Annotated in this window: 17 protein-coding genes; 5 read left to right on the top strand and 12 right to left on the bottom strand. The window is 41.7% G+C overall.

Features of this window, described 5'->3' with window-relative positions:
* Positions 1-82 precede the first annotated feature (82 nt).
* From ACFG4S_RS10510 to ACFG4S_RS10565, 12 genes are all read right to left on the bottom strand, one after another.
* Positions 83-1,459 (bottom strand): hypothetical protein, encoded by a 1,377-nt coding sequence (locus tag ACFG4S_RS10510; RefSeq protein ID WP_392534738.1) that lies wholly within the window; start codon positions 1,457-1,459, stop codon positions 83-85.
* Between the two features lie 39 nt (positions 1,460-1,498).
* Positions 1,499-3,628: a hypothetical protein gene (locus ACFG4S_RS10515; protein WP_392534739.1), complete on the bottom strand. Its 2,130-nt coding sequence runs from the start codon at positions 3,626-3,628 to the stop codon at positions 1,499-1,501.
* Positions 3,629-3,830: 202 nt separating this feature from the next.
* Positions 3,831-5,165: a radical SAM protein gene (locus ACFG4S_RS10520; protein WP_392534740.1), complete on the bottom strand. Its 1,335-nt coding sequence runs from the start codon at positions 5,163-5,165 to the stop codon at positions 3,831-3,833.
* Between the two features lie 370 nt (positions 5,166-5,535).
* On the bottom strand, positions 5,536-5,892 hold the full coding sequence (locus tag ACFG4S_RS10525; protein WP_392534741.1) for a hypothetical protein: 357 nt from the start codon (positions 5,890-5,892) through the stop codon (positions 5,536-5,538).
* Positions 5,893-6,276: 384 nt separating this feature from the next.
* Positions 6,277-6,930, bottom strand: coding sequence for a hypothetical protein (locus ACFG4S_RS10530; protein ID WP_392534742.1), 654 nt, complete (start codon positions 6,928-6,930; stop codon positions 6,277-6,279).
* Positions 6,931-7,559: 629 nt separating this feature from the next.
* Positions 7,560-7,955, bottom strand: a complete 396-nt coding sequence (locus tag ACFG4S_RS10535; protein ID WP_392534743.1) for a DUF309 domain-containing protein — start codon at positions 7,953-7,955, stop codon at positions 7,560-7,562.
* A complete protein-coding gene (locus ACFG4S_RS10540) occupies positions 7,952-8,317 on the bottom strand; it encodes a ferredoxin thioredoxin reductase catalytic beta subunit (RefSeq protein ID WP_392534744.1) in 366 nt (121 codons plus the stop codon). The genes ACFG4S_RS10535 and ACFG4S_RS10540 overlap by 4 nt, the downstream gene beginning before the upstream one ends.
* A gap of 200 nt (positions 8,318-8,517) precedes the next feature.
* Entirely contained in the window at positions 8,518-9,681 is a 1,164-nt protein-coding gene (locus ACFG4S_RS10545) for a DUF58 domain-containing protein (RefSeq protein WP_392534745.1), read from the bottom strand.
* 103 nt (positions 9,682-9,784) lie between these two features.
* Positions 9,785-10,342 (bottom strand): hypothetical protein, encoded by a 558-nt coding sequence (locus ACFG4S_RS10550; RefSeq protein ID WP_392534746.1) that lies wholly within the window; start codon positions 10,340-10,342, stop codon positions 9,785-9,787.
* 337 nt (positions 10,343-10,679) lie between these two features.
* Positions 10,680-11,903 (bottom strand): type II secretion system F family protein, encoded by a 1,224-nt coding sequence (locus ACFG4S_RS10555; protein ID WP_392534747.1) that lies wholly within the window; start codon positions 11,901-11,903, stop codon positions 10,680-10,682.
* A 238-nt stretch (positions 11,904-12,141) separates the two neighbouring features.
* Entirely contained in the window at positions 12,142-13,269 is a 1,128-nt protein-coding gene (locus ACFG4S_RS10560) for a type IV pilus twitching motility protein PilT (RefSeq protein ID WP_392534748.1), read from the bottom strand.
* A 100-nt stretch (positions 13,270-13,369) separates the two neighbouring features.
* Entirely contained in the window at positions 13,370-15,376 is a 2,007-nt protein-coding gene (locus ACFG4S_RS10565) for a GspE/PulE family protein (protein ID WP_392534749.1), read from the bottom strand.
* A 538-nt stretch (positions 15,377-15,914) separates the two neighbouring features.
* Here ACFG4S_RS10565 and grpE point away from each other — a divergent pair.
* The 5 genes from grpE (at position 15,915) to rsgA (ending at position 22,258) form a co-directional block, all read left to right on the top strand.
* Positions 15,915-16,652 carry a nucleotide exchange factor GrpE gene (gene grpE, locus ACFG4S_RS10570; protein ID WP_392534750.1) on the top strand — a complete coding sequence of 246 codons (738 nt, stop codon included), beginning with the start codon at positions 15,915-15,917 and terminating at the stop codon, positions 16,650-16,652.
* A 322-nt stretch (positions 16,653-16,974) separates the two neighbouring features.
* The gene (dnaK, locus tag ACFG4S_RS10575; protein WP_392535956.1) at positions 16,975-18,933 is read left to right on the top strand and encodes a molecular chaperone DnaK; all 1,959 of its coding nucleotides are present in this window, start codon (positions 16,975-16,977) and stop codon (positions 18,931-18,933) included.
* A gap of 801 nt (positions 18,934-19,734) precedes the next feature.
* A complete protein-coding gene (dnaJ, locus tag ACFG4S_RS10580; RefSeq protein ID WP_392534751.1) occupies positions 19,735-20,868 on the top strand; it encodes a molecular chaperone DnaJ in 1,134 nt (377 codons plus the stop codon).
* Positions 20,868-21,125, top strand: coding sequence for a sulfurtransferase TusA family protein (locus ACFG4S_RS10585; protein ID WP_392534752.1), 258 nt, complete (start codon positions 20,868-20,870; stop codon positions 21,123-21,125). Before dnaJ ends, ACFG4S_RS10585 begins: the two co-directional genes overlap by 1 nt.
* Positions 21,122-22,258 carry a small ribosomal subunit biogenesis GTPase RsgA gene (gene rsgA, locus ACFG4S_RS10590; RefSeq protein ID WP_392534753.1) on the top strand — a complete coding sequence of 379 codons (1,137 nt, stop codon included), beginning with the start codon at positions 21,122-21,124 and terminating at the stop codon, positions 22,256-22,258. Before ACFG4S_RS10585 ends, rsgA begins: the two co-directional genes overlap by 4 nt.
* The last annotated feature ends 34 nt before the right edge of the window (positions 22,259-22,292 follow it).

The following is a 22,292-nucleotide window of genomic DNA, read 5'->3' on the forward strand; positions in this document are numbered from 1 at the left end:
GAAAACTTCGATCGTCTCTGCAAATAACACATACAGTGAGAGAATTTTGACTTGACAATTGTGTTGTATTCATATGTTTGTTTTACTTTATTGATGCAATTATCAATGTGTCTCCTTCGATGTTGATAACTCCTGGACTCATAAATCCACTTTCACTGATGGCCATTTGACGCCATAGACGTAAAATGGCACTTATTGTGTTTTGAGGAAACTTGGGAATGGCGATCGTCTCTTGCTTAAATATTTTAGAAATAGTTTGAGCTAAAGATTCTTGACGATCTAAGGATGGATGCTGAGCATCCCAGCTAAGTTGAATTTTCAGTGTTTTGCCTGATTCATAAAAATATACACTTTTGACTTGAGACCTTCCGGATGTATTTTGACGAGAATTATCCTCACTTCGAGGATTAAACATGGAAATAAAAACATCATAAAGAGCAATAGCTGAAGCACGTGCAGTTGCTTTATCCTGTTTAGCAAAAATTGGACTTGTTGCTTGAGAACATTTCACCCAAGGTTTGACATCTTCCACAAATACATCGACATTCTTGTAAACTTTTTGATGAGCCATCAAGGCTATTAAATAAGCAGCGCCAACAGAAAGATGTCGCTTGCCATTCTTATCACTTTGGCCGCAAAAAAAATCACCACAAAGGCACTTGAGAGACTCATGGATATTGTTAGCTGTCTCTTCATTTTCCCACCATACATCAGGTAATTTGACATCTAAAGCAATTTCGATTTTTCTTTTGTATTCAGTAGCTAGAAAAATGCTATCACTATCTGTTTTGTTAAATAAAAACTTACTAACCTCTGAAAAGTTATGCTTAACTAAGACTGTATCGCTATCGCTTGAAAACCATCTGTCTGAGTAGCGCCACAACCTGCAAAGAGGATGTTCGTCAACATCCAACCAATTGAGAAAATCTTCAGGTAGTAGTTTATTTTCTTGTTTGTAATCATGAATGTCTGTTTTCCGAAACCGTTCTAAGTTATGCGGGTTCGGTAAATCTGCACCACCTATACTTAAATGACCAATTCTTTCAGTTGGTAGAGGTTGATGTTTTTGCCAGTACTCGACAAATTCTAGACCACGTGCCCTACTTTCCATAGTCTGTAGACCGTGGAAGTAATCTACCAATAAATACAGCTTGATGTTCCGGTTTTGGAACTCATCTATCCAGCTTTGTATAGCATCAACAATTAACTGGATATCTTCTTTTTTAGATGATTGAGGCAAGTCAAAAAAACCGATACCTAATGTATCGTTAAAAAGACTAAGCTTATCGAAAATGACTTTCAAACCGTAACCGTGTGCATTAGGAGGATTATCAGATACAGCTAGTTTAAAACAGTCATCAACAACAATAATGACTTTCTGACCACTCTCTTGCTTGTCTTGCTTCCAAACGTATCCTAACCACTTATTTTCGTGATTGTATTTATCCAATTTTTTCATGTTATTTTCGTTGATGATTGTATTTATTCAACTTTTACATCAAGACTCATTCCTGCTAATAATTGTGTGCCAGAAACCATCTATCATCTCAGGTCCTTTGATATCAAAAGCACCCTGCATACGCTTAATTAAAGAATCAAAAAATATCACATCTCTTGGTTGTTCTCCGTAAGGCGTTTTGTCGAATTCTTTCCTATTCCGAATTATCACTTCTTTGTCATTCACTTGAATGCGAAGATAAGGGCTGGATTGATCGGCACATTTAGCACGAAATGCATGATATGCAGCTTGCCAAAAACAATGATGAAAACAGATAGCAAAACCTCGGGATCTCAGCCAAGAGGGACACTCTCTGTCTACCCATTCAATTGCTTCTTCTATAGAGCTTCCAAACACTTCATCTCTAAACACATCTATTGGCTCTTCTGAATTCATCAATATTTCTATAGCTCTATCAACTGTATTGCTATCAGCTTCTTGTGTCTCAATGTCAGTGACTTCTTCTGAAGTTCGAGTATAAGTTGCACGTCTTAGTGCATGAGATAAGCTAATATCAATCAGTTGCTGAAATACCTGTTTGTTTGTTAAAGTTTCCCATTCAGGAAAATCAGGCTCTGGATCTTCAGAAATGTTTTTATTTGGTTTGAGGTTAAAATTACCCCAAACATCAACTAAAGATTTAAGCTGCCAAAGAGATGCTTTTGTTCTTGGCTCTAATTGTATCCTCATGGGGTCATCCCAAACTTCAGCAACTAACCCTGCTGCTTGATGCGCTATTTGACGTGATTGTTCTTCTCTACCCCGCATCTGAATTTTTTCTGTCTCCTGTTTCTTGGCTTGTAGTTCTTCGTACAAACCAGGAATCCGAACGCCTACTATTTGCATCTCGCCATTTAGTTCTTGACGAATCAATTCTTGATGTTTGTCTGACAGCCATTCTGGACCATAAATATTAATACCGTAATTTTGATAAACCAATTGCTTATTTGTTGCAGATGTATTGGGTTTTTCTCCTGTTTTGGACATATTGAAGCAAACAAAGTAATCTTTGACAGTTTCTAAAAATAAATCCTCAAAACCCAATTGCTGTTTGAGTCTTTCTTCTACTTTTGACAAGGCATCAAACCTTAAAGAGAATTTTAGAGTTTCAGAAACTGTTTGAATAACGTTAAAGATTTTGGAATACTTGTTCTTATCAAAAATTTCTGGTTTTTTCTGTAATTTCTTCACTATTGTTCTGCTATCGTCTTTAGCATATAAATAGGCAAAGCCTGCAAACCAGTATGTATCAATTATCAAGGGGTAATGTATCAAGTATCGATCTGAAATATCCGGACGTTGATATTGACTATATTTAATTTTATGAATTAAAGATTGTTCTACACAAGCAAACCAGGAATGATGAGGGTCATCGGATAATTTTATCGTCCAATTTTTATTATTTTTTAACTTACTCTTTTCTAATTGTGTTAAATGTTCTAAACCTAAATTTTGAGATATTTCCAACAATAGATTGTTAGCACTGATACGATTTTCCTGAATAAATAACCCATTAAGAACGTTGACAAAACGTTTTTTATCTTCTTGCGGATCGTCTAAAGAAAAAAACTTTCCTAACTTCCAAGCTTCATAGATAATGGCATTCGCTCCAAAATTAGTCGGGATATACTCTACTTCATATCTTTGGATTAATTTTCTAATAATTCTTTGAATCTCTTGTAAATCCCGTTCGTTAGGAAGTTCTCTAGGATTTAAATGCCGTACTTTTGTGTCATAAATTTCTGAAAGTAACTTCATTTCCTCTCCTAAGTCTGACAAACGCAATTCATCTGATTCTCGACTTGCCCATCTGACTGATTGCCAGTCCAAATTCAGGTATTCTGCATTTTCGTATAATCTTTTTAAGTCTTCCAAAAATGACTCTGGTTGATGAGCATTCAGCAGGTTATCAGAAATGTGTGGGTCAAATTTTCTTCTGATCGCAGTTTTGCCATTTTGTTCATATCTATGATTAAATAAAGCTTCAAATATCAGAAACTTTGGTTTGTAAGTCTTTCCGGGTTGGCTTGAGATTACATAATTTGCGGCGTCTGTATCAGTCATGGAGAAAACGGCTAGGGATTCTTGAACTCTCTCAACATAGCTGACAAAATATGGGTTGGAGGTCATCACGCTTACACCCAGGTATCACATTTATTTCAGATAGTAAACGTTATAACGATCAAAAAATGATAAATTTATAGTTTCTTTAGCTTTTAGTCACTTTATCGGGGCAAAGTTGCCACTGCTGCTAGACTTTAATGCCGATCGCATATATGTTAAGGTTCAGATTTATTGACTTAACTTTATATGTAGTAAATTTGCTGTTGATTTAACTTTTACAAAGATTGAAGTTCTTTAGATACATAGATGCATTTTGAAATTTATACTCGTTCCAAACGCAGTTAGGATCTTTGCGGTTGTAATTACCATAAACTGATTTAGCTAACAGAGAATCCCCACCCATACAGTAAGCAAAGCAAGCTTTATTGCGGCATTCTGAGTAATTATAAGCAAGCATGGAATTATAAAAAGGCGACTGTGGTAATAATACTCTACGGTAAATCTCTTGGATGGATTCTATCTGGATATTACCTACAGCTAGCTTAGTGTAATCTTTTTGGGTTAGAGGTTCACATCCTCCAACTACATAACCGTCAGATGAAATTCGCAAGGTATGTCGCCAGTATTCAGGGATGAGTTCTGGACGGAGAGTGATGGTTATAGAATCATTGACGCGAACGTTTTGATATAGGTGACCATATTTGTCTTGTCGAATTTGTTCTGGAATTAACCAACCACTATCTATAAGTGAAGGAATGAAAGCAGCGCAGTAGGCACAAATCTCAACTAAAATTGTTACTGTCTGTGAAACTTTTACTGATACAAGTGATTGAGATAAGCTATCTAAAAATTCCACTATATCTCTCTGTTGTAGCTGATATTGCTGCATTTTAACTGCCATCAAAAGACCAATATCAAACCATTGCACTCCATCTTCAAGAATAAGTTGATGAATCATACGAATAATTGAATCATGATTGAAGCGATGGAGCGTAGTCGCAACAATTACCTTTTCTGCTAGCTGCTTTTTTAGGGCGATTCTTAAGTTTTTCAACACTAAATCAAAATTACCTTTACCCCGAAGTTTATCGTGTTCATCACCTAAACCTTCCATTGAAATATCTAAGTAATCTAATTTAATTCGCTCTAAATCATTAGCATATCTATCGATCGCTAATCCGTTGGTGACACCTCCAAACTTGATATCAGGATATTCTTTGCGAAGTTTTGCTGTATGCTCAAAAAATGGTATGGATCGTTTGGGTGTGAGAGCATCTCTATCGACAACAGCGATCATCCGCGTGCCAAGTTTCTCAACCATGTATGTCACTGTGTCCAGCAGTGCAGACATCGGAATTAGCTGACTAATCGTGGCTCCACTATCGTATCCCAAAAAGCAATGCTCACATTCCAGTCCGCATACATTGCCTATGCCTAGTTCTAGCTGCATAGGATGTGATTTGGGAAGTAAATCTTGATAAAGCTCGATACCAGTAATTTGTTTGTGACCCAAAGCCGACCACTGCCTAATAATACTAATATCATAACCAATAGGGTCGCTAGACTTTGCATATATTCCACCTTTACTAGCTGCTAATGACATGAAAACATAGACCTCCTTGATATAGGCTGTTTTGCCTCTTTTATTGTTGAAATAAATTAATTTACTATCTGTTAATTTGCTTACTATTTGCAAATTTATTAATAATTTAGTCAACAATGAAATGAGTTACTAAAATAGCCTAAAACCACATGAGTCCGGTCAAATTCTCACACTAGCCTGTATTCAAGGCTAATTATCAATAATAATGCTTGTAACTGAGTTACAAGCACTTTATTTGTAGATAACCCCTTACATCTGCCTTTACAGGACTAAGACATCTGACAAAATTACAAAAATTCCAGGTTGAAAATTGGTACTTGTAACCATCGATTTTGCTTTTCTGGAATGTTATCGAGTCAGATAACTGTTACTAGGCGTTGCTCCATCCTTCATAAGCAGCGATCGCAATTTCTGCCGCCGGATGATTGCAAAGTTGTTTTAACGCTTCTGCGCCACCTGACTGTAATGCAGCAATAATCCTACCCCGAAGTTCTGGTTTCTGCTCAACTTCTTTTTTGAACTCAGCAGCAATCACCTGCTTTTGAGCATCAGTTTCCATTGGGTATCTTTGAGAAAGGTGATCTAAAAGATTTTGGATTTCTGAAGCAGCTTCTATCAGGTTTTGCTTTTGAGGGTAGTTATTCTGGGTTCCAACTTGAGTCCCGTTAACAGTACTATGAAAATTTAATCCACCTACGCTACCTAAATTCCAATTTGTTCCAGACATAAATATTTCTCCTGAAAAATCACTACAAACTTTTATTCAACTGATAAGAGACATCCAAATAAAAAATATTCAATTAACTCTTGTTGACTCGGTGGGCGAGACACCTACCCCAAAAAATTGGATGATTGATTTCTTGGATTTCCCTAATTAATAAGGGTTACAATTAAAGTTATTCGTTCGCACTTTGTTTCTCAAATCTTTGTGCCACCTAGTATTCAGCTTTTTTCACAACATCAAAAGTTCGTAAATGAGTTACAAGATTCGTATCGGTTACCCGTTGTCAGAGTATCGTTGTGAGGATATAGGATAAACCACCATGTAACCCTAGAGAAAATTCAAGACTTTGGAACCAGGATGGGTAGACCATTTTTTTCTTCAAGTGGCTTATCTGTTGCTTTCCTCTTCTTCTAACTGATTATGCTGGCTGCCAATTTGATTTCCCTGGGTTTTATTCCTGATGTTTATCGCCCCTATATTCACATTGATGAGTGTGAAACTTATATTAATCCGAAAAAGAGCTAACTGCTTCCGAAGACTACCCAGCCAAGATTCTGTATGTACAAAGTTACCTGAGTTTTGAGTGTTTCTATTAACCCTTCTAATAACATTGATTAAGTGAGCATAGGAATCCCCAGGATTGGAGTCTATTTGTGACTTGTTGATCACATTAATAACACCTGAAATATTTTCCAAGGATGTAATTTCTTGCCAAAATACATCTTGTAAAAATGCTGGAGTATTCCAGCCACTACGCTTAGCTGGTGCAGCAGTGATTAGTATGAAATGAGTATCGATTAAGCCAGCTTCCACAATCTCTCGAATCACGCCGCTTCCTTGCCAACGTTGAAGTTCTCCTTCTTGAGAAAACAAAATTTCATCAATGAGAGCGATTTTAATTTTGTGTTCTCTGGCAAAATTAATAGCTTCAGATGAATCTTGAGTGGGGTAGCAATCAATCCCAGCCTTTCTCAACTGTTGTTCATGTCGAGCTAGCCAGTGTTCTTCATCATCTAAAATTAAAACTCGATTGTTAAGCATCAGAATTATCCAAGAAGATCGGTTATTATCAGAATGCTAAGGGTACTGCTAATCTTTAGATAGAATACATCGTAGCTTCAAGATAGATGTTTAGTTTGCTCAATAAAATTGAATGATAATAACGTTAATTCTTATGGAGTTTCAAGCAAAACATTTGCAAAAGGAGCCATTTAAAACACGCTCAAATCTAAGGTTTTTACCGATCAATTTTTGAAACTGAGTTACAGTTATCATGTTATTTTTTTTGTGAAAAAATTAATCGACTGTCGAGCCAGTGATTGTTTCAGCAATGTCGGAACTAAAACTCATACTTTCTCTCAAAAAGATATGATGTAATGGAGAGCAATGAGGCTTCCAGAGAAAATAATCCAACAGGCGATCGCAGAACTACTTATAGAGCAATACAGTTCAGTTAAGCATTTCTTTGTTCTCTCTGTGTCCTCTGCGCCTCTGTGGTTCGTTAAAAAATCTACTTTAAAAGGTTTTAGCCTTAACTGAACCATATTGACTTATAGCGGTTGAAAATTATAGTGAAGTGAAAAGTATGACACAGAACAAAAGAAAAACAAGGAAGACAAGGAAGTAATTTTTCTCCCTATCTTCCTTGTCTTCCTTCACCTACTTAAACTTTATGAATCGCTAACTAGCACAATTCTAGGTAAAGATAAGGCTTCATTTTCAGCGAGATGGCCAGCTGTAATTTTGTCTGGTCCTATTTGTTGCAATGTCTTCAACAACGTTACACTTTGACTAAGTAGCTCATCTACATCAATGCTGCTATAACTAGATGGATAACGCCGCAAGCGATTGCTGCCTTCTCCCAGCAGAATTACCGCACCTCGCCAGTTACGATTCTCGAGATGATACAGTGCCACAGCAATTTGCAGAATGCCTTGATAAAAAGTTTTTTCTGGTTCGCTAGCTTCAATCCACAAAGCCTCTAAAGTGTCATGGCAAGTGTAAAACTGACCAGAGTTAAACTGTTCTACGCCTTGCCAAAACTCTTGGGGGATGATTTCGGTCATCCCATACTGTCTCGTACTTCTTTAATTGTTTCGAGAGAGATTTCTTGTTTTTCTCCAGCAAACTCGTTGTCAGGGGTGAGGAACAACATGCAGTGGCACTCTTTGCGTTCTCTCATGGGCACACAAGGACAGTTCCAATATGTGGCGTGAACTTCAGCTTCTTTATCTTCATAATGGCGACAGGGACATAAAGGCGCACCTAGTTCGTCTTTATGTTTGGCTAATCCTTCAATCACCACTGCGGTAACAGAAGGCTCAGAACAGAAGTATGTTCCAGTACGCTTGGCGTATTGTTCGGAAAAATGCCGCATTGCCTCTAGGCTTTTATCGCTGGATTTTGTGTTAAGTTCTGATGTGATCATCTGGATCTGTCGCTCATAATTTAAATATTTCTTTGCATTGTACCTCAGCCGCAGTAGGGGATTACTGGGTGTATTTCCCCAACCTGAGTTGCTCGCATTGTTTTACCTTTGCTCAAAGGCTGATATGTCTGGTGTGCTGGGATCGGAGAAAATCTCGGAAATTTCTATGATTTGGTTTTTTGCTGACAGTACAGTATTGATTAATGCGAATTTAATGTTTTTTGCAGTTGAGGTTGTAATGGACGATCGCTTTGCAAAACAAGACCAGGATGCTCCCAATTGATTACCTCTGGTTCTGCTGGTGAGGAAATATTTGGCCACAAAACCCAGCGACTACCTTGAGGAAGTGTAGCAAGGCTGAAGGGGTTTTGAGTCAGCCAAATCAAAGGATGGCTTTTAGGAACTACCGTACTGGAGTCTTCTAAGGTAGTGGTTGCTGCTAAGGTTTCTAAAACAAAGCGATCGCCTTTAATTAAACCTGTCAATGCTGTCCATAGTTGTACCTCTAGCTGCTGTTGCTGTGCATAAAAATACAGGGAAACTGCGGTAATTACTGCTTGTTCAAAGTTTTCTTCTTCCCAATTACTAGCACTGTCAACGCCAATCACTATCTCTTGTCCACCTGTGACCATTTCTAACTCCCGCACCCTTAATTCACCATAACGGGCGCTAGTCCGCCAGTGAATTAGGCGGGTGGGATCTCCGATGCGGTAGGGACGAAGCGATCGCACTAGTCCCGTTGTCGCTGTCTGCAAAGGTCTACCACGGGGATCGCCCCTTTTGCTCTCTTCTTGTCCCATTTCATCTATCAGGGGGCAAGTAACCAAGGGTAATACTGTGGGATAAACCATCGCTGTAGCAGCACAATCACGCTGACGACGGCACCAAAACAATCCCAAAGGCGCACCAGAAGCTAGTTCAACTGTATGCCAGCGATACACGCCCCGGCGCTGGGTAGGTTGGTAGTATACCCAACGGTAACTACCTTGACTAGAAATTGTTTCAATTGCCTTTTTGACTGGTTTCCCCAAGACGAAAGGCAGCATATCCTCGACTTGTAGCAAACTTACAGCCTGCTGTGTGTGATTGGAGATTTCTAATTCTACTTTCAGTTCGTCTCCTGCTGACACAGGCTGAATGGGACGGCGGGTAATGGATAGATTTGCGAGCGATCGCGGTGGTAAGATCGCTGCTACAGCCAAAAGGGCAAAACTGATGCCGCTAATGGCGTACAGCCAACCAGCCATCGTATTAATACCTGCCCCAAAAAAACAAATAGCTGTTGCTGCTAGCACCCAACCACCATATGCAGGGGAACAAGCGCGGGTTTCTAACCAGTTGGTGATGGGTTTGATGATTTTCATGTTTCTTTTTTAACTCAACACCATGCGAAATTCACAGTATCTGAAGAATTCCCTAAAAAGCCGTCATCTATCAAGGGTCAAGCAATTTCAAGCATTCTAGATGCTAATCCCTAATCCCTAGACCCTCTTCATCCCTTCTCTCTTCTTCAACCAGGAAATCTGGTGTTTCAATTACAAATGGAACTTCAGCGCCTACCAGACCTCTTTGGATGCGTTCTGATGTCTCACTAAAAAGTACAAATAAAGGATATATACTATTAGCCCCCTCACTCAAAATATGGCTGTGGCGCAGAGGCATTAACCACTCATAATCATTGTCCAAAAAAACTTGGGTTTGTCGCCAACGTCCTAACAAATCAGAAAAATCTTCATGGGGACGATGAATAAACAGCAAAATCTCTGCTCCGGTTTTGATTTTCCATTCTGGATCGCACATCAAAATTCCTACATCACAGGGTAAGCAAATTGCTTGTGGCACTGTTGTGGCAGTGTTGCGAAGACGAACAATTGGTAAAGGGATAGCGATTACACTCTCATCAGGACGGCGTAGACTGGGAATCATCTCCAAGTATGGGCGGTGTTGTTTTAGTAAAGCGATCGCAGCTAGATGATTGCTGTACTCTGCCAAGCTCGCTTCGTAGTGAGATTTTTGCACGGTCATAGCTTATTAAACAGTGAGTAGTTAGTAGTTAAGAATAAACTTTATAAGTGATACCAATTTGAAAAAAGAATGCGACAAATAGACCATTTGTAGAGACGCGACTAATCGCGTCTTCACCCAAAGATATGATGTAATCATTAATTAAATTCGTATTAATAAGTTAAGAATGATAAATAAAGAGTTAAAACTCCTAATTCTTAACTCCTCCCAGAAACTGGAGACCATCGGGCTTTGCTTTTACTTTTAAGAGACTTCAAAATAAAAAACATCCCACTATTTACAGTCAACATTCAGCAACTTCAAGCAGGATAATTTATTTATTCGATTTCCCTAATTTCTATCCCAATTTTTCAAATACCTTAAACATAGGCAGATACATTGCCAGCAAAATTGTACCAACCATTCCTCCCAAAACCAAAATCATAATTGGTTCCAAAACACTGGTCAATGCTTTTACTGCTTGCTCAACTTCATCTTCATAAAAATCGGCAACTTTCATCAACATTCCATCTAATTCTCCAGTTTCTTCTCCGATACTAATCATTTGAATTGCCATAGCTGGAAAAACTTGATCTTTTTGTAAAGCAATGCTAATCATACCTCCTTGTTGAATCTCCATCCGGGCTGCATCTATGGCATTAGCAATTACTTGGTTTCCTGATGTATCTCGGACAATTTCTAAGCAAGTTAAAATTGGCACACCTGAACGAGTCAAAGAACCAAAAGTTCTGCTAAAACGGGCAACCGAAGATTTTTGGATTAAGTCACCAAACAACGGCATTTTTAGGGAAAGACGATCGATTGTTACGCGGCCAACAGGAGTTTTAGCATAGTTTCCATAGGCAATTTTTAATCCTACAAGAACAGCGATAAGTACGAAAACCTTTGGACTTCTTAAAAATAGACTAGCATCCATCAAGAATTGGGTTAGAGGTGGTAATGTAGTTCCAATTTGGACAAAAATTGTGGCAAAAACAGGAATAAGAAAAATCGTCATGCCGAGAAAGATAGTAACTGCTATAAAACCCACAACCGTTGGATAAGATAATGCTGATTTAATTTGGTTTTGTAAGCGGGCAACATCTTCTAACAACTTGGCTAAGCGATTCAATACTTCGTCCAGAACACCACCAACTTCGCCAGCTTGAATCATACTCACATATAATCCATCAAAGCATTCAGGATGCTTCCGCATTGACTCAGAAAGATTCATTCCACTTTGAACATCGTTGCTAATGTCCACAAGAGCTTGTTTGAGTTTAGGATTACTACACTGTTCAGAAAGTACTCCCAAACTTCTAACGATCGCAACCCCCGCATTCATCAAAACGGCAAATTGACGGGAAAAAACGGCTTTGTCTTTTACAGAAACCTTAACTAAGGAATTCTGGAAATTTTTGAAGGCAACATCTGGCTGAAATCCCAGAGATTGCTTGAGATCTTGGATTACAAAACCCTGATCTCTAAGATTAGTACGAGCTTGGCTCAAAGATTCGGCAACAATTTTTTCTGTTCGGGATTTTCCTTGCGAATCCCGAACCCGGGCAACGTAGTTTGGCATAAATAAATTCAAAATAGTTGTTATTAATTTGGTATGGGGTATGAGGCATTGGATATGGGGACTTAGGAGTGCTGAGTTAAGAGTTAGGAGTTTTGTTTATCTCCTTGTCGCCTTGTCCTACCCTATCCCTTATCTCCCCATACTTCGGCTACGTGGTAGTTGAGCGTAGTCGAAACTCAGTACAAGTCCGCTCAGTAAAAGTCTCCTCATCTCCCTCACTCCCTCATCTCCACTTCCTTTAATGCGCTTTGGCAGCCGCACCAGGTTTCGCACCTGCTGCTTGCGCTGGTACAGAAGTACCGATGAGACGTTGGATTTCATCTGGCTTAGAAGTCTTAGACATCGCGGCTTCAAAAGAGATAGTTCCTGCTTTATAAAAATCGGCTAAAACCTTCTCCAGAGTTTGCATTCCCAATTTGCCGCCAGTTTGAATAGCTGAGTAAATTTGCGATGTTTTACCTTCTCGAATCAAGTTGGAAATAGCGGGAGTGACGATGAGAATTTCTTGAGCCATTACCCGACCGTATTCACCGGGTTTGGGGTTTTTCTTAGATACTAGGGTTTGGCTAAATACTGCTACGAGTGAGTTTGATAATTGCACCCGCACTTGGGTTTGTCGCTCATGTGGGAAAACGTCGATAATCCGGTCAACAGTCTGTGCAGCAGAACTGGTGTGTAACGTACCAAATACCAAGTGTCCTGTTTCTGCAGCCGAAATCGCCAAAGAAATTGTTTCCAAATCGCGCATTTCCCCCACCAGAATAATATCTGGATCTTCCCGCAAAGCTGCTTTGAGAGCATTAGCAAAACTCTTAGTATCTTCTCCCAATTGACGTTGGTGAACCAAGCTTTTAATTGGTTCGTAAACAAATTCAATTGGATCTTCTACCGTCAAAATATGCTCTGCTTTAGTGCGGTTAATCAAATCAATCATTGCCGCTAGGGTTGTTGTTTTCCCCGAACCTGTAGGACCTGTGACTAGAATAAGTCCTCTGGGCTTATCGCACATTTCCCGCACTATATCTGGCAAACCTAATTTTTCAAAGTTAGGAATCTTAGAACTTAATGCCCGTAAGCAAGCAGCATAAGCACCACGATCTTTATAGACATTGACCCGAAAACGAGCCAAACCTTTAACACCATAAGAACAATCCAACTCCCAGTTCTGTTCTAAGGTCTTACGTTGGGTATTATTGAGCATACTAAAAATCAGCCTTTGACACTGATCTGCCGTCAAAATATGCTCACCGATGGGAGTGAGTTTGCCACTGATGCGGAAATAGGGCGGCAAACCGGCGGATAAATGCAGATCTGAGCCTCCCATTTCAATCATCTGCTCCATCAAATCTTCAATCATCATTTCCATACTTTTACTTCCTTTGGTTATTTGTTCTTTGTCATTTGTTTTAAGTTAGTAAGCATCGACTAATGACCAATGACTGATGCCCAATTCCCAATACCTAGTCTTAAAACCGAGATGTCAGACAGTACGGACAATCCAGCATTTCTGGTTTCAATGTGGCATCACAAGTCCGACAGGTAAGACCTGTTTTGCGTTTGGCTTTTAACTCGGCTTCCAAACCAGTATCAGTAAACGTCACCCGTTCTACTTCTTCGAGGGTGGTAGAACCTTGGCGCACTAAGTCTATGCTGTAAGCCAGCAAAGTTTTCATACCCTCTTCTATTGCGACTTCCTTGATGCGTTCTGTAGGTGCTTCTTCGTTGATCAGGGTTTGGAGGTTTTCGGTGACTCGCATGACTTCATAGACACCACAACGCCCTTTGTAGCCGACGCCGTTACAGGCTGGGCAAAGATGATTTTTGGTTTTGGCTTCTGCGATCGCTTCTAATGTCAAACTGTTAGCTTTGTAGAAGGTGACTTCTACCTCAGAGGAAGCTAATAGACCATAACGAGCCAGTTCCTCGGTTGTGGGAGTGTAAGCAATGCGACATTCAGAACATACCCGCCGCACCAGACGTTGAGCCAAAACGCCAATTAAAGAACTAGAAACCATGAAAGGCTCAATTCCCATTTCTCCTAAACGAGCGATCGCTCCTGGAGCATCATTGGTATGTAAAGTAGTTAATACTAAGTGACCAGTCAAGGCAGCCTCAATCGCGGTTTTTGCCGTTTCCTTATCCCGCGTTTCACCCACCAGTAGCACATCTGGATCTTGTCGCAAGAAAGCCCGCAATGCTGTCGCAAAATCCAGCCCTTTCTCCCGAATCACCTGTACTTGAGTAATCCCTGGAAGACTGTATTCAATTGGGTCTTCTACAGTACTGATATTAATTCCGGGATCGTTCTTTTCTGATAGTGCAGAATACAGCGACGTTGTTTTCCCGGAACCAGTTGGCCCTGTTACCAAAATCAGACCAAAGGGACGGCTGACCATATCCTGGACAATACGCAAAGTCTCTGGATCGGTAATTAACTTATTCAATCCGAGTTGGGTGGAAGAATTATCCAAAATCCGTAGCACCACCTTTTCCCCATAGCGACTGGGTAAGGTATTAACACGGAAGTCCACCTTACGTCCCTCAAACAGCCGCCGGATGCGTCCATCCTGGGGTAGACGGCGTTCAGCAATGTCTAGACTGGCGATGATTTTAAACCGAGCTGTCACCGCTGGGATGATTTTTTTCGGTAGGGGATCAAAAGCTTCACGTAGTACCCCATCCTTCCGAAAGCGAATGCGTAAGTTTTCTTCCTGAGGTTCGATGTGAATATCAGAAACCTTCTCATGCAAAGCTTTTGCCAAGATTCTGTTAACTAAGTTGATAACTGGGGCATCCTCAGCACCCTTCATAGCTGCCCCAAGATCAGCCTCCATATCATCAGGGGCATCTTCAATGTCGAGATTTCCGAGATTTTCTAAATCCTGATTAATATCTGTAAACTTTTCTTGTTCTAGGTGCTTTTGCCGAACAGCCAAGTCATCCAAGTATTGGTTGATTAGCTGTTGGTAGTCCTCCTGTGTAATCACCATGCGCTGCAATGCCAAGCCTTGGGGGCGCAAGATGCGATTCAGGTCATCGGAAGCCTCTAAATTATCTGGAGCAACCATCGCCACTAAAACTGAAGGCGGGGTTTGGTCTTCGTGTTTTGACAGTGGTACTAAACGATGACGACGGCAAATATCCACTGGGATCAGGGTATCAATCAGGTTCCCCACCATTGTGTTACCAACGGAGTTGACTTCCGGATCGAGGAATTCTACGCCGTAAAGTATTTTAAGTTCAAATAGCTGCTGTTTTTTATATTGCCTGAGTAACTCGGGTGATAGCTGTTGTCCAGTAAGGGACTCTAGTACTTCCGTTAAAGGTCTACCAGACTTGCGGCTTTCAATTAGTGCTTGCCTCATCTGTTCGCTATTGACATAGCCAGATTGGACTAGCTTGTTGCCAAAGGGCGAGAATTCTGTTCTGGTAGTTAAAGCGGTACTGCGCCGTTGTGGAGACGAGTAAGTCATAAATGAGCAATGAGTAGGGAAAACTCTGATTAAAGTATTCCCAGGTTGTGACAAAGAATTCTCATTGTTCAAAAAAGTCCTCAGTGCTGAGTAGCGGTAAACAGCTGTTTAACCCTACTTTTGAAAGAATGACAATATCTGATAAACGGTTACATTTTAAGTAGTAATTCATTCAGGGAACTCCAAGAAATAAAAACAACCGCTTGAAGTTGCTGACTGTTGACCGTTGACTGCCAACAGTGAGATATTTTTTCTTTGGCAGTCCCTAAAAAACAGACTCATAAATCAGATGAGGGGCGAATCATATTCAGCGCCACTCTTGCAAAATACTTACTCCTAGCGTTACGCTACTCGTTCGGGTTACCGCACTAGGAGCGTCTGAGCTAGCGTGTTCACCATTTGTCACAATAAGATGACGGTGACATCACTTCCAGAAACTTGTCGGCAACAAAGTTAGCCTCAGTTGCAAGTCGTAAATGACGACAGTTGCAACCTATGGAGATGTACTGCCATAAAAAGCATCTGGAATCAGTAGACAATGATGGATGAAAATAAACAGATAAACAACACAAGCCAGCAATTGGGTGAACCAACAGAGGTAAAGCAAGCAATGAAGAGCGACTCCCTAGGCCAAATCAATTCTAATGAATCTGGCAGCGAAGTTACTGAGCAAGTGGCAGCCCAAACCAATGTAACGGGGGATACGGCTACTCTTAATCAAGAAAATGGCGTCGCTGCAACCGAGACAACTGAACTCGAAACGGCAGCCTTAGCACAACTGACTCAACAAATCGAGTCTCTCAAAGTGCAATTAGAAGAGCGTAGTACTCAATATATGCGGAATGCCGCTGATTTTGAGAATTATCGTAAACGTACTAGCAAAGAAAAAGAAGAGCTAGAGGTGCAGATGAAGCGGAACACGATTCTGGAATTGCTGCCAGTAGTCGATAATTTTGAGCGGGCGCGATCGCACCTCAAACCGCAATCCGAGGGCGAAATGACCATCCACAAAAGTTACCAAGGCGTTTACAAACAATTAGTAGATACCCTTAAACGTTTGGGTGTATCACCAATGCGTCCGGAAGGCCAAGAATTCGATCCTAACCTGCACGAAGCAGTAATGCGGGAACCTACGGATGAACATCCTGAAGGAACAGTGTTAGAAGAGTTAGTGCGCGGATATTACTTGGGCGAGCGGGTGCTGCGCCATGCAATGGTCAAAGTAGCTGCTCCCAAGGAAGATACACCTGCTGCACCAGAAGATCAGACGAGTTAAGCCTTCAGTTAACCTGTAATTGCTTGCCTCGCTGACCGAAAGTGCCTGGGTTCTAGCAGAGGCGAGCATCGTTATTGAGTATTGGGAAAATGAGGGAGATGAAGAGGCAAAGGGGCAAAGGAGCAAAGGAGCAGAGGAGCGGGGGGAAGTTACAGTCAGTCTTTCCCCTCTGCTCCCCATCTCCTCCGCTCCCCATTCTCTTTCCCCTTACCCCCATTTCTAGATGCTGAAATTTGGAGCTAGCCTTGGTTTCGTAGCCACAAAAGTTAGTCCGCAACATCATAAATTACAGCAGAAAGACTCAGTAAAAATACTGGTAAATATGGGAAAAGTTATTGGCATCGACTTAGGCACTACTAACAGTTGCGTCGCAGTTTTGGAGGGCGGTCAACCACTGGTGATCTCCAATTCTGAAGGTGGACGAACTACTCCAAGTATTGTGGGATTTGGGAAGGGTGGCGATCGCTTAGTCGGTCAACTGGCAAAGCGCCAAGCCGTAACCAATGCGGAAAACACAATTTACAGTATTAAACGATTTATCGGTCGGCGTTGGGAAGATACTGAAGTAGAACGCGAACGCGTACCTTACAACTGTGTCAAAGGTCGAGATGATACCGTTGATGTCCAAATTCGCTCAAAAAACTACACTCCCCAAGAACTATCTGCTATGATCCTGCAAAAGCTCAAGCAGGATGCGGAAAACTTCTTGGGTGAAACCGTGACTCAGGCAGTAATTACCGTACCGGCATATTTTACAGATGCCCAAAGACAAGCAACTAAAGATGCTGGTACCATCGCCGGACTAGAAGTTCTACGAATCATCAATGAACCAACTGCTGCGGCTTTAGCTTTCGGATTAGATAAACAAGATCAAGAGCAGCTAATTTTAGTCTTCGACTTGGGCGGCGGCACCTTCGATGTTTCAATTCTGCAACTTGGAGATGGCGTTTTTGAAGTGAAGGCAACTTGTGGTAACAACCACTTGGGTGGAGACGACTTTGATAATGCGATCGTGCGTTGGATGATGGAACGCTTCCAACAACACGAAAAAATCGACCTTTCCCCAGATAAAATGGCACTCCAACGCCTACGGGAAGCAGCGGAAAAGGCAAAAATTGAACTCTCCAGTATGGTGAATACCTCCATCAACTTGCCATTTATCACCGCGGATGAGAGTGGTCCCAAGCATCTGGAGATGGAACTCAGCCGCTCTAAATTTGAAGAGCTTTCAGGACAATTAATTGAAGCTACCATTGAGCCGATGATCCAAGCCCTCAAAGACGCGGATCTCAAACCACAAAATATAGATCGGATTATTTTAGTTGGTGGTTCTACCCGCATTCCCGCAGTCCAAAACGCTCTGATCAAATTTTTCAATGGCAAAGCTCCCGATCGCTCTATCAACCCTGACGAAGCTGTAGCATTAGGAGCAGCTATCCAGGCAGGGGTGTTAGGTGGCGAAGTCGATAATCTCTTACTATTGGATGTCACACCCCTATCTCTGGGAATTGAAACCTTAGGTGAAGTGTTCACCAAAATCATTGAACGCAACACCACAATTCCTACCAGTAAGTCACAAATTTTTTCCACCGCAGTTGATGGGCAAACCTCGGTAGAAATTCACATCCTCCAGGGTGAACGAGCAATGTCACGAGATAATAAAAGTCTCGGCAAGTTTCTCTTAGCAGGAATTCCCCCATCACCCCGTGGTGTACCCCAAATTGAAGTATCTTTTGAAATTGATGTCAACGGCATCCTCAAAGTTTCTGCCCAAGACAAAGGTACAGGTAGAGAACAGAGTATCAGAATTACCAATACAGGTGGTTTGAGTAACAACGAAGTCGAACGGATGCGCCAAGAGGCCGAATTATTTGCTGAAGAAGATAGAAGACGTAAAGAACTCGTTGAACTGAGAAACCAAGCGGATAATTTGTTATTCAGTTACGAATCTACCATTAAGGATAATGGCAACTTTATCGGCGATCAGATGAAAACCTTGGCTAGTGAAAAAGTTTCACAACTCCAAGCTGCAATGATTGACTCCAGCATCTCCACAGCAGAATTTAAGCAGCGCTTAGATGACTTCCAACAAACCCTGTTTGCAATTGGTGCTGATGTCTACAATCGAGCTAACAGCCAAACCGATGAAATTGACCAAGTTTCAACTAACCTCTTTACCCCAGAACTAGACTCAGCAATGAATGGCACACTAATACCACAATTTAATTTTGATTTTGACGAAGAAAGTACCGCACAAGCTGATTATGAGGCGATAGATTAGGGATTGGGCATTGGGAATGGGGCACAGGACACAGTAGAAAGACTGACTATAACTTACCCTTGCCCCCTCCCCACCCTGCGGAAAGCTAAAGCTACATCTCCCCCAGTCTTTATTTTTTAATTTTGAATTGATTTCTTCCCAGTCCTTAAATGTGAAGATTTTTGTTAATATATCTAAATCTTTTAATGATAAATTTAGCGGAGTTTCACAAGACGCCAGCGGTTTGCTAGATTGTAAAAACAAATTACTATGGGCTAAACGGTGTGCTAGTTGAGATGCGATCCAAAGCATATGGGTGGTTTTCCACACCTGATGGTGCGGCTAGCCCCTCTAGTTGATGAGCAGGTTTTCCTCTCCTACGTAGCACAATTGTAAAAGAGATAGCCAACACGGCAGTGAGAAATCCGCTCGGATATATCCCCCTGTTTATCGCTTTTTATCGTCTTGCTACGAGGAAAGCACCTATTGCTCAAGATGAGTCGGTGATTTTTGTAAAAGGTAAAGGGTAAAATCAACTTATTAACAAAAATTAATTTTATCTTCTGCCTTCGCCCCCGGCAAGCCAACTTCTGAAGGACACTGTGTTGCTCTTCCAGAGTTGTAGCCAAAACGCCTTTCCGTAGGGTAGCAAGTAACCGTAAGGTTCTACTGGCCTTCGGGTGACGCTCGTTCGCCCTTAGCGTTTCCCCTTGGGAGAAGACTCGCTATCGCTACGCTAACGCCAGTCGCTTATGGGGGAAAACCCCAAGACCGCGCAGGCTCACCTTCTGCTTTGTTCCTTCTAACTTTTACCTTTGCTATATGGCCCGCGACTATTATGAAATCCTGGGTGTCTCTCGTGACGCCGACAAAGAAGAAATCAAACAAGCCTATCGCCGTTTAGCCCGGAAGTATCACCCAGACGTGAACAAAGAACCGGGAGCGGAGGAGCGCTTTAAAGAAATTAACCGCGCTTATGAAGTCCTCTCAGAACCAGAAATCCGCGCTCGTTACGATCGCTTTGGTCCAGAGGGTGTGTCAAGTGGAGCTGGTGCAGGTTTCCAAGATGTTGGTGATATGGGCGGTTTTGCCGATATCTTTGAAAGCATTTTTAGTGGCTTTGCTGGCGGGATGGGTGGTCCAACCCAACAACAAAGACGGCGTAGCGGACCCGCGCGAGGCGATGACCTGCGGCTAGACCTAAAGTTAGATTTTCGAGAAGCAGTATTTGGCGGTGAAAAAGAAATCCGCATTTCCCATCTAGAAAATTGTGAAGTTTGTAACGGTTCTGGTGCTAAGCCAGGAACCCGGCCGCGTACTTGTTCAACTTGTACAGGATCGGGTCAAGTGCGCCGTGTTACTAGAACACCCTTTGGCAGTTTCACCCAAGTCTCGACTTGTCCTACTTGTAATGGCACAGGAATGGTAATTGAAGACAAGTGTGATGCGTGTGATGGTAAAGGCGCAAATCAGGTAACAAAGAAACTCAAAATTACCATTCCAGCTGGGGTGGATAATGGTACACGCTTGCGGATTTCTAATGAAGGAGATGCTGGCCAACGCAGTGGTCCTCCTGGTGATTTGTACGTTTATTTGTTCGTGAATGAGGACGAGGAATTCCAACGAGATAACATCAATATTCTCTCGGAAATCAAAGTTAGCTATTTGCAAGCAATTTTAGGTTGTCGGTTAGAGGTCAATACAGTAGATGGTCCAGTAGAACTGATCATTCCTGCCGGAACCCAGCCAAATACGGTGATGAAGTTGGAAAATCGCGGCGTACCCAGATTGGGAAATCCTGTAAGTCGAGGAGATCACATGCTGACGATATTAATTGATATTCCCAACAAGGTCACCCCAGAGGAGAGGGAACTTTTGGAGAAGCTGGCTAAAATTAAAGGAGATCGCACTGGCAAAGGCGGTTTAGAAGGATTCTTGGGAAATCTGTTTAAATAATGAAGTCCTCTTCTATTTCAACTCCCGATGCTCAGCTTGATTTGCGCGGCACCCCTTGCCCAATTAATTTCGTGCGGACAAAACTACGTTTAGAGAAAATGCCACTGGGAGGTTTGCTAGAAGTCTGGCTAGACCCAGGAGAACCGATTGAGCAGGTTCCCGATAGTTTGACAATGGCAGGTTATCAGGTAGAACAAATTACAGACTGCACTAGTTATTTTTCGCTGTTAGTGCGCCGTCCAGTTGCTACCCAATGATAGGGGAAAATTTTGCTGCAACTGGACAGTTATTAGGTACAGTGGTGGCTGTGCAAGCTAATTTTTACCGAGTACAGATGGATCAAGAGGCAGGGAAGCAGAGGAGCAGGGGAGCAGAGGAGAAACTGGATTTAAATACCTTTCTGCCCCACTGTCCCACTACTAGCTCACCTCCTCTGTTGCTTTGTACTCGGCGAACACGGCTGAAAAAAATCGGACAACAGGTGATGGTGGGCGATCGCGTTGTCGTAGAAGAGCCAGATTGGGCTGGAGGACGAGGAGCGATCGCTGAAGTTTTACCCCGCCAAAGTGAATTAGATCGTCCGGCGATCGCCAATGTCAACCAAATCCTCTTGGTATTTGCGGTTGCCGATCCCCCTTTGGAACCTTATCAATTGAGCCGATTTCTGATTAAAGCTGAGTCTACTGGCTTGGATGTGCTTTTATGCCTGAATAAAAGTGATTTAGTTTCACCGCAAGAACAACAACAAATTAGCGATCGCCTTTTTGCTTGGGGTTATCAACCAATATTTATCAGTGTTAAAGATGGTATAAATACCGACCAAGCAGCCAAATATTTAAGCAATAAAATTACTGTAGTTGCTGGCCCTTCCGGCGTTGGGAAATCCAGCATGATTAATACGCTAATTGACTCTGCAAAGCTGCGAGTCGGAGAAGTTTCTGGTAAACTGGCTCGTGGTCGTCATACCACTCGCCATATAGAACTATTTGAGTTACCTAGTGGTGGTTTACTAGCGGATACTCCGGGCTTTAATCAGCCTGATATGGATTGTATCCCAGAAGAATTAATCCATTATTTTCCGGAAGCAAGAGAGCGGTTGGCAGTTGCTAGCTGTCGGTTTAGTGATTGTCTGCATCGAGACGAGCCTGAGTGTGTGGTGCGGGGAGACTGGGAACGATATGAACATTATTTAGAATTTTTGGATGCGGCGATCGCTCGTCAAACACAGCTTCACCAACAAGCCGATCCTGAATCTAATTTAAAGTTAAAAAGTAAAGGCAAAGGGCAGAGTCAATACGAACCTAAGCTAGAAAGTAAAAAATATCGCCGGGTTTCGCGCAAGACTCAGTTGCAGGATTTACAAGAGTTGTATAAAGAAAGCGAAGAGTAAGAGAAGAATCAGTCACGATAGCATAGATACAAAT

The sequence above is a fragment of the Nostoc sp. C117 genome (assembly GCF_043099735.1).
In the GTDB taxonomy this organism is placed as follows: Bacteria; Cyanobacteriota; Cyanobacteriia; order Cyanobacteriales; family Nostocaceae; genus Nostoc.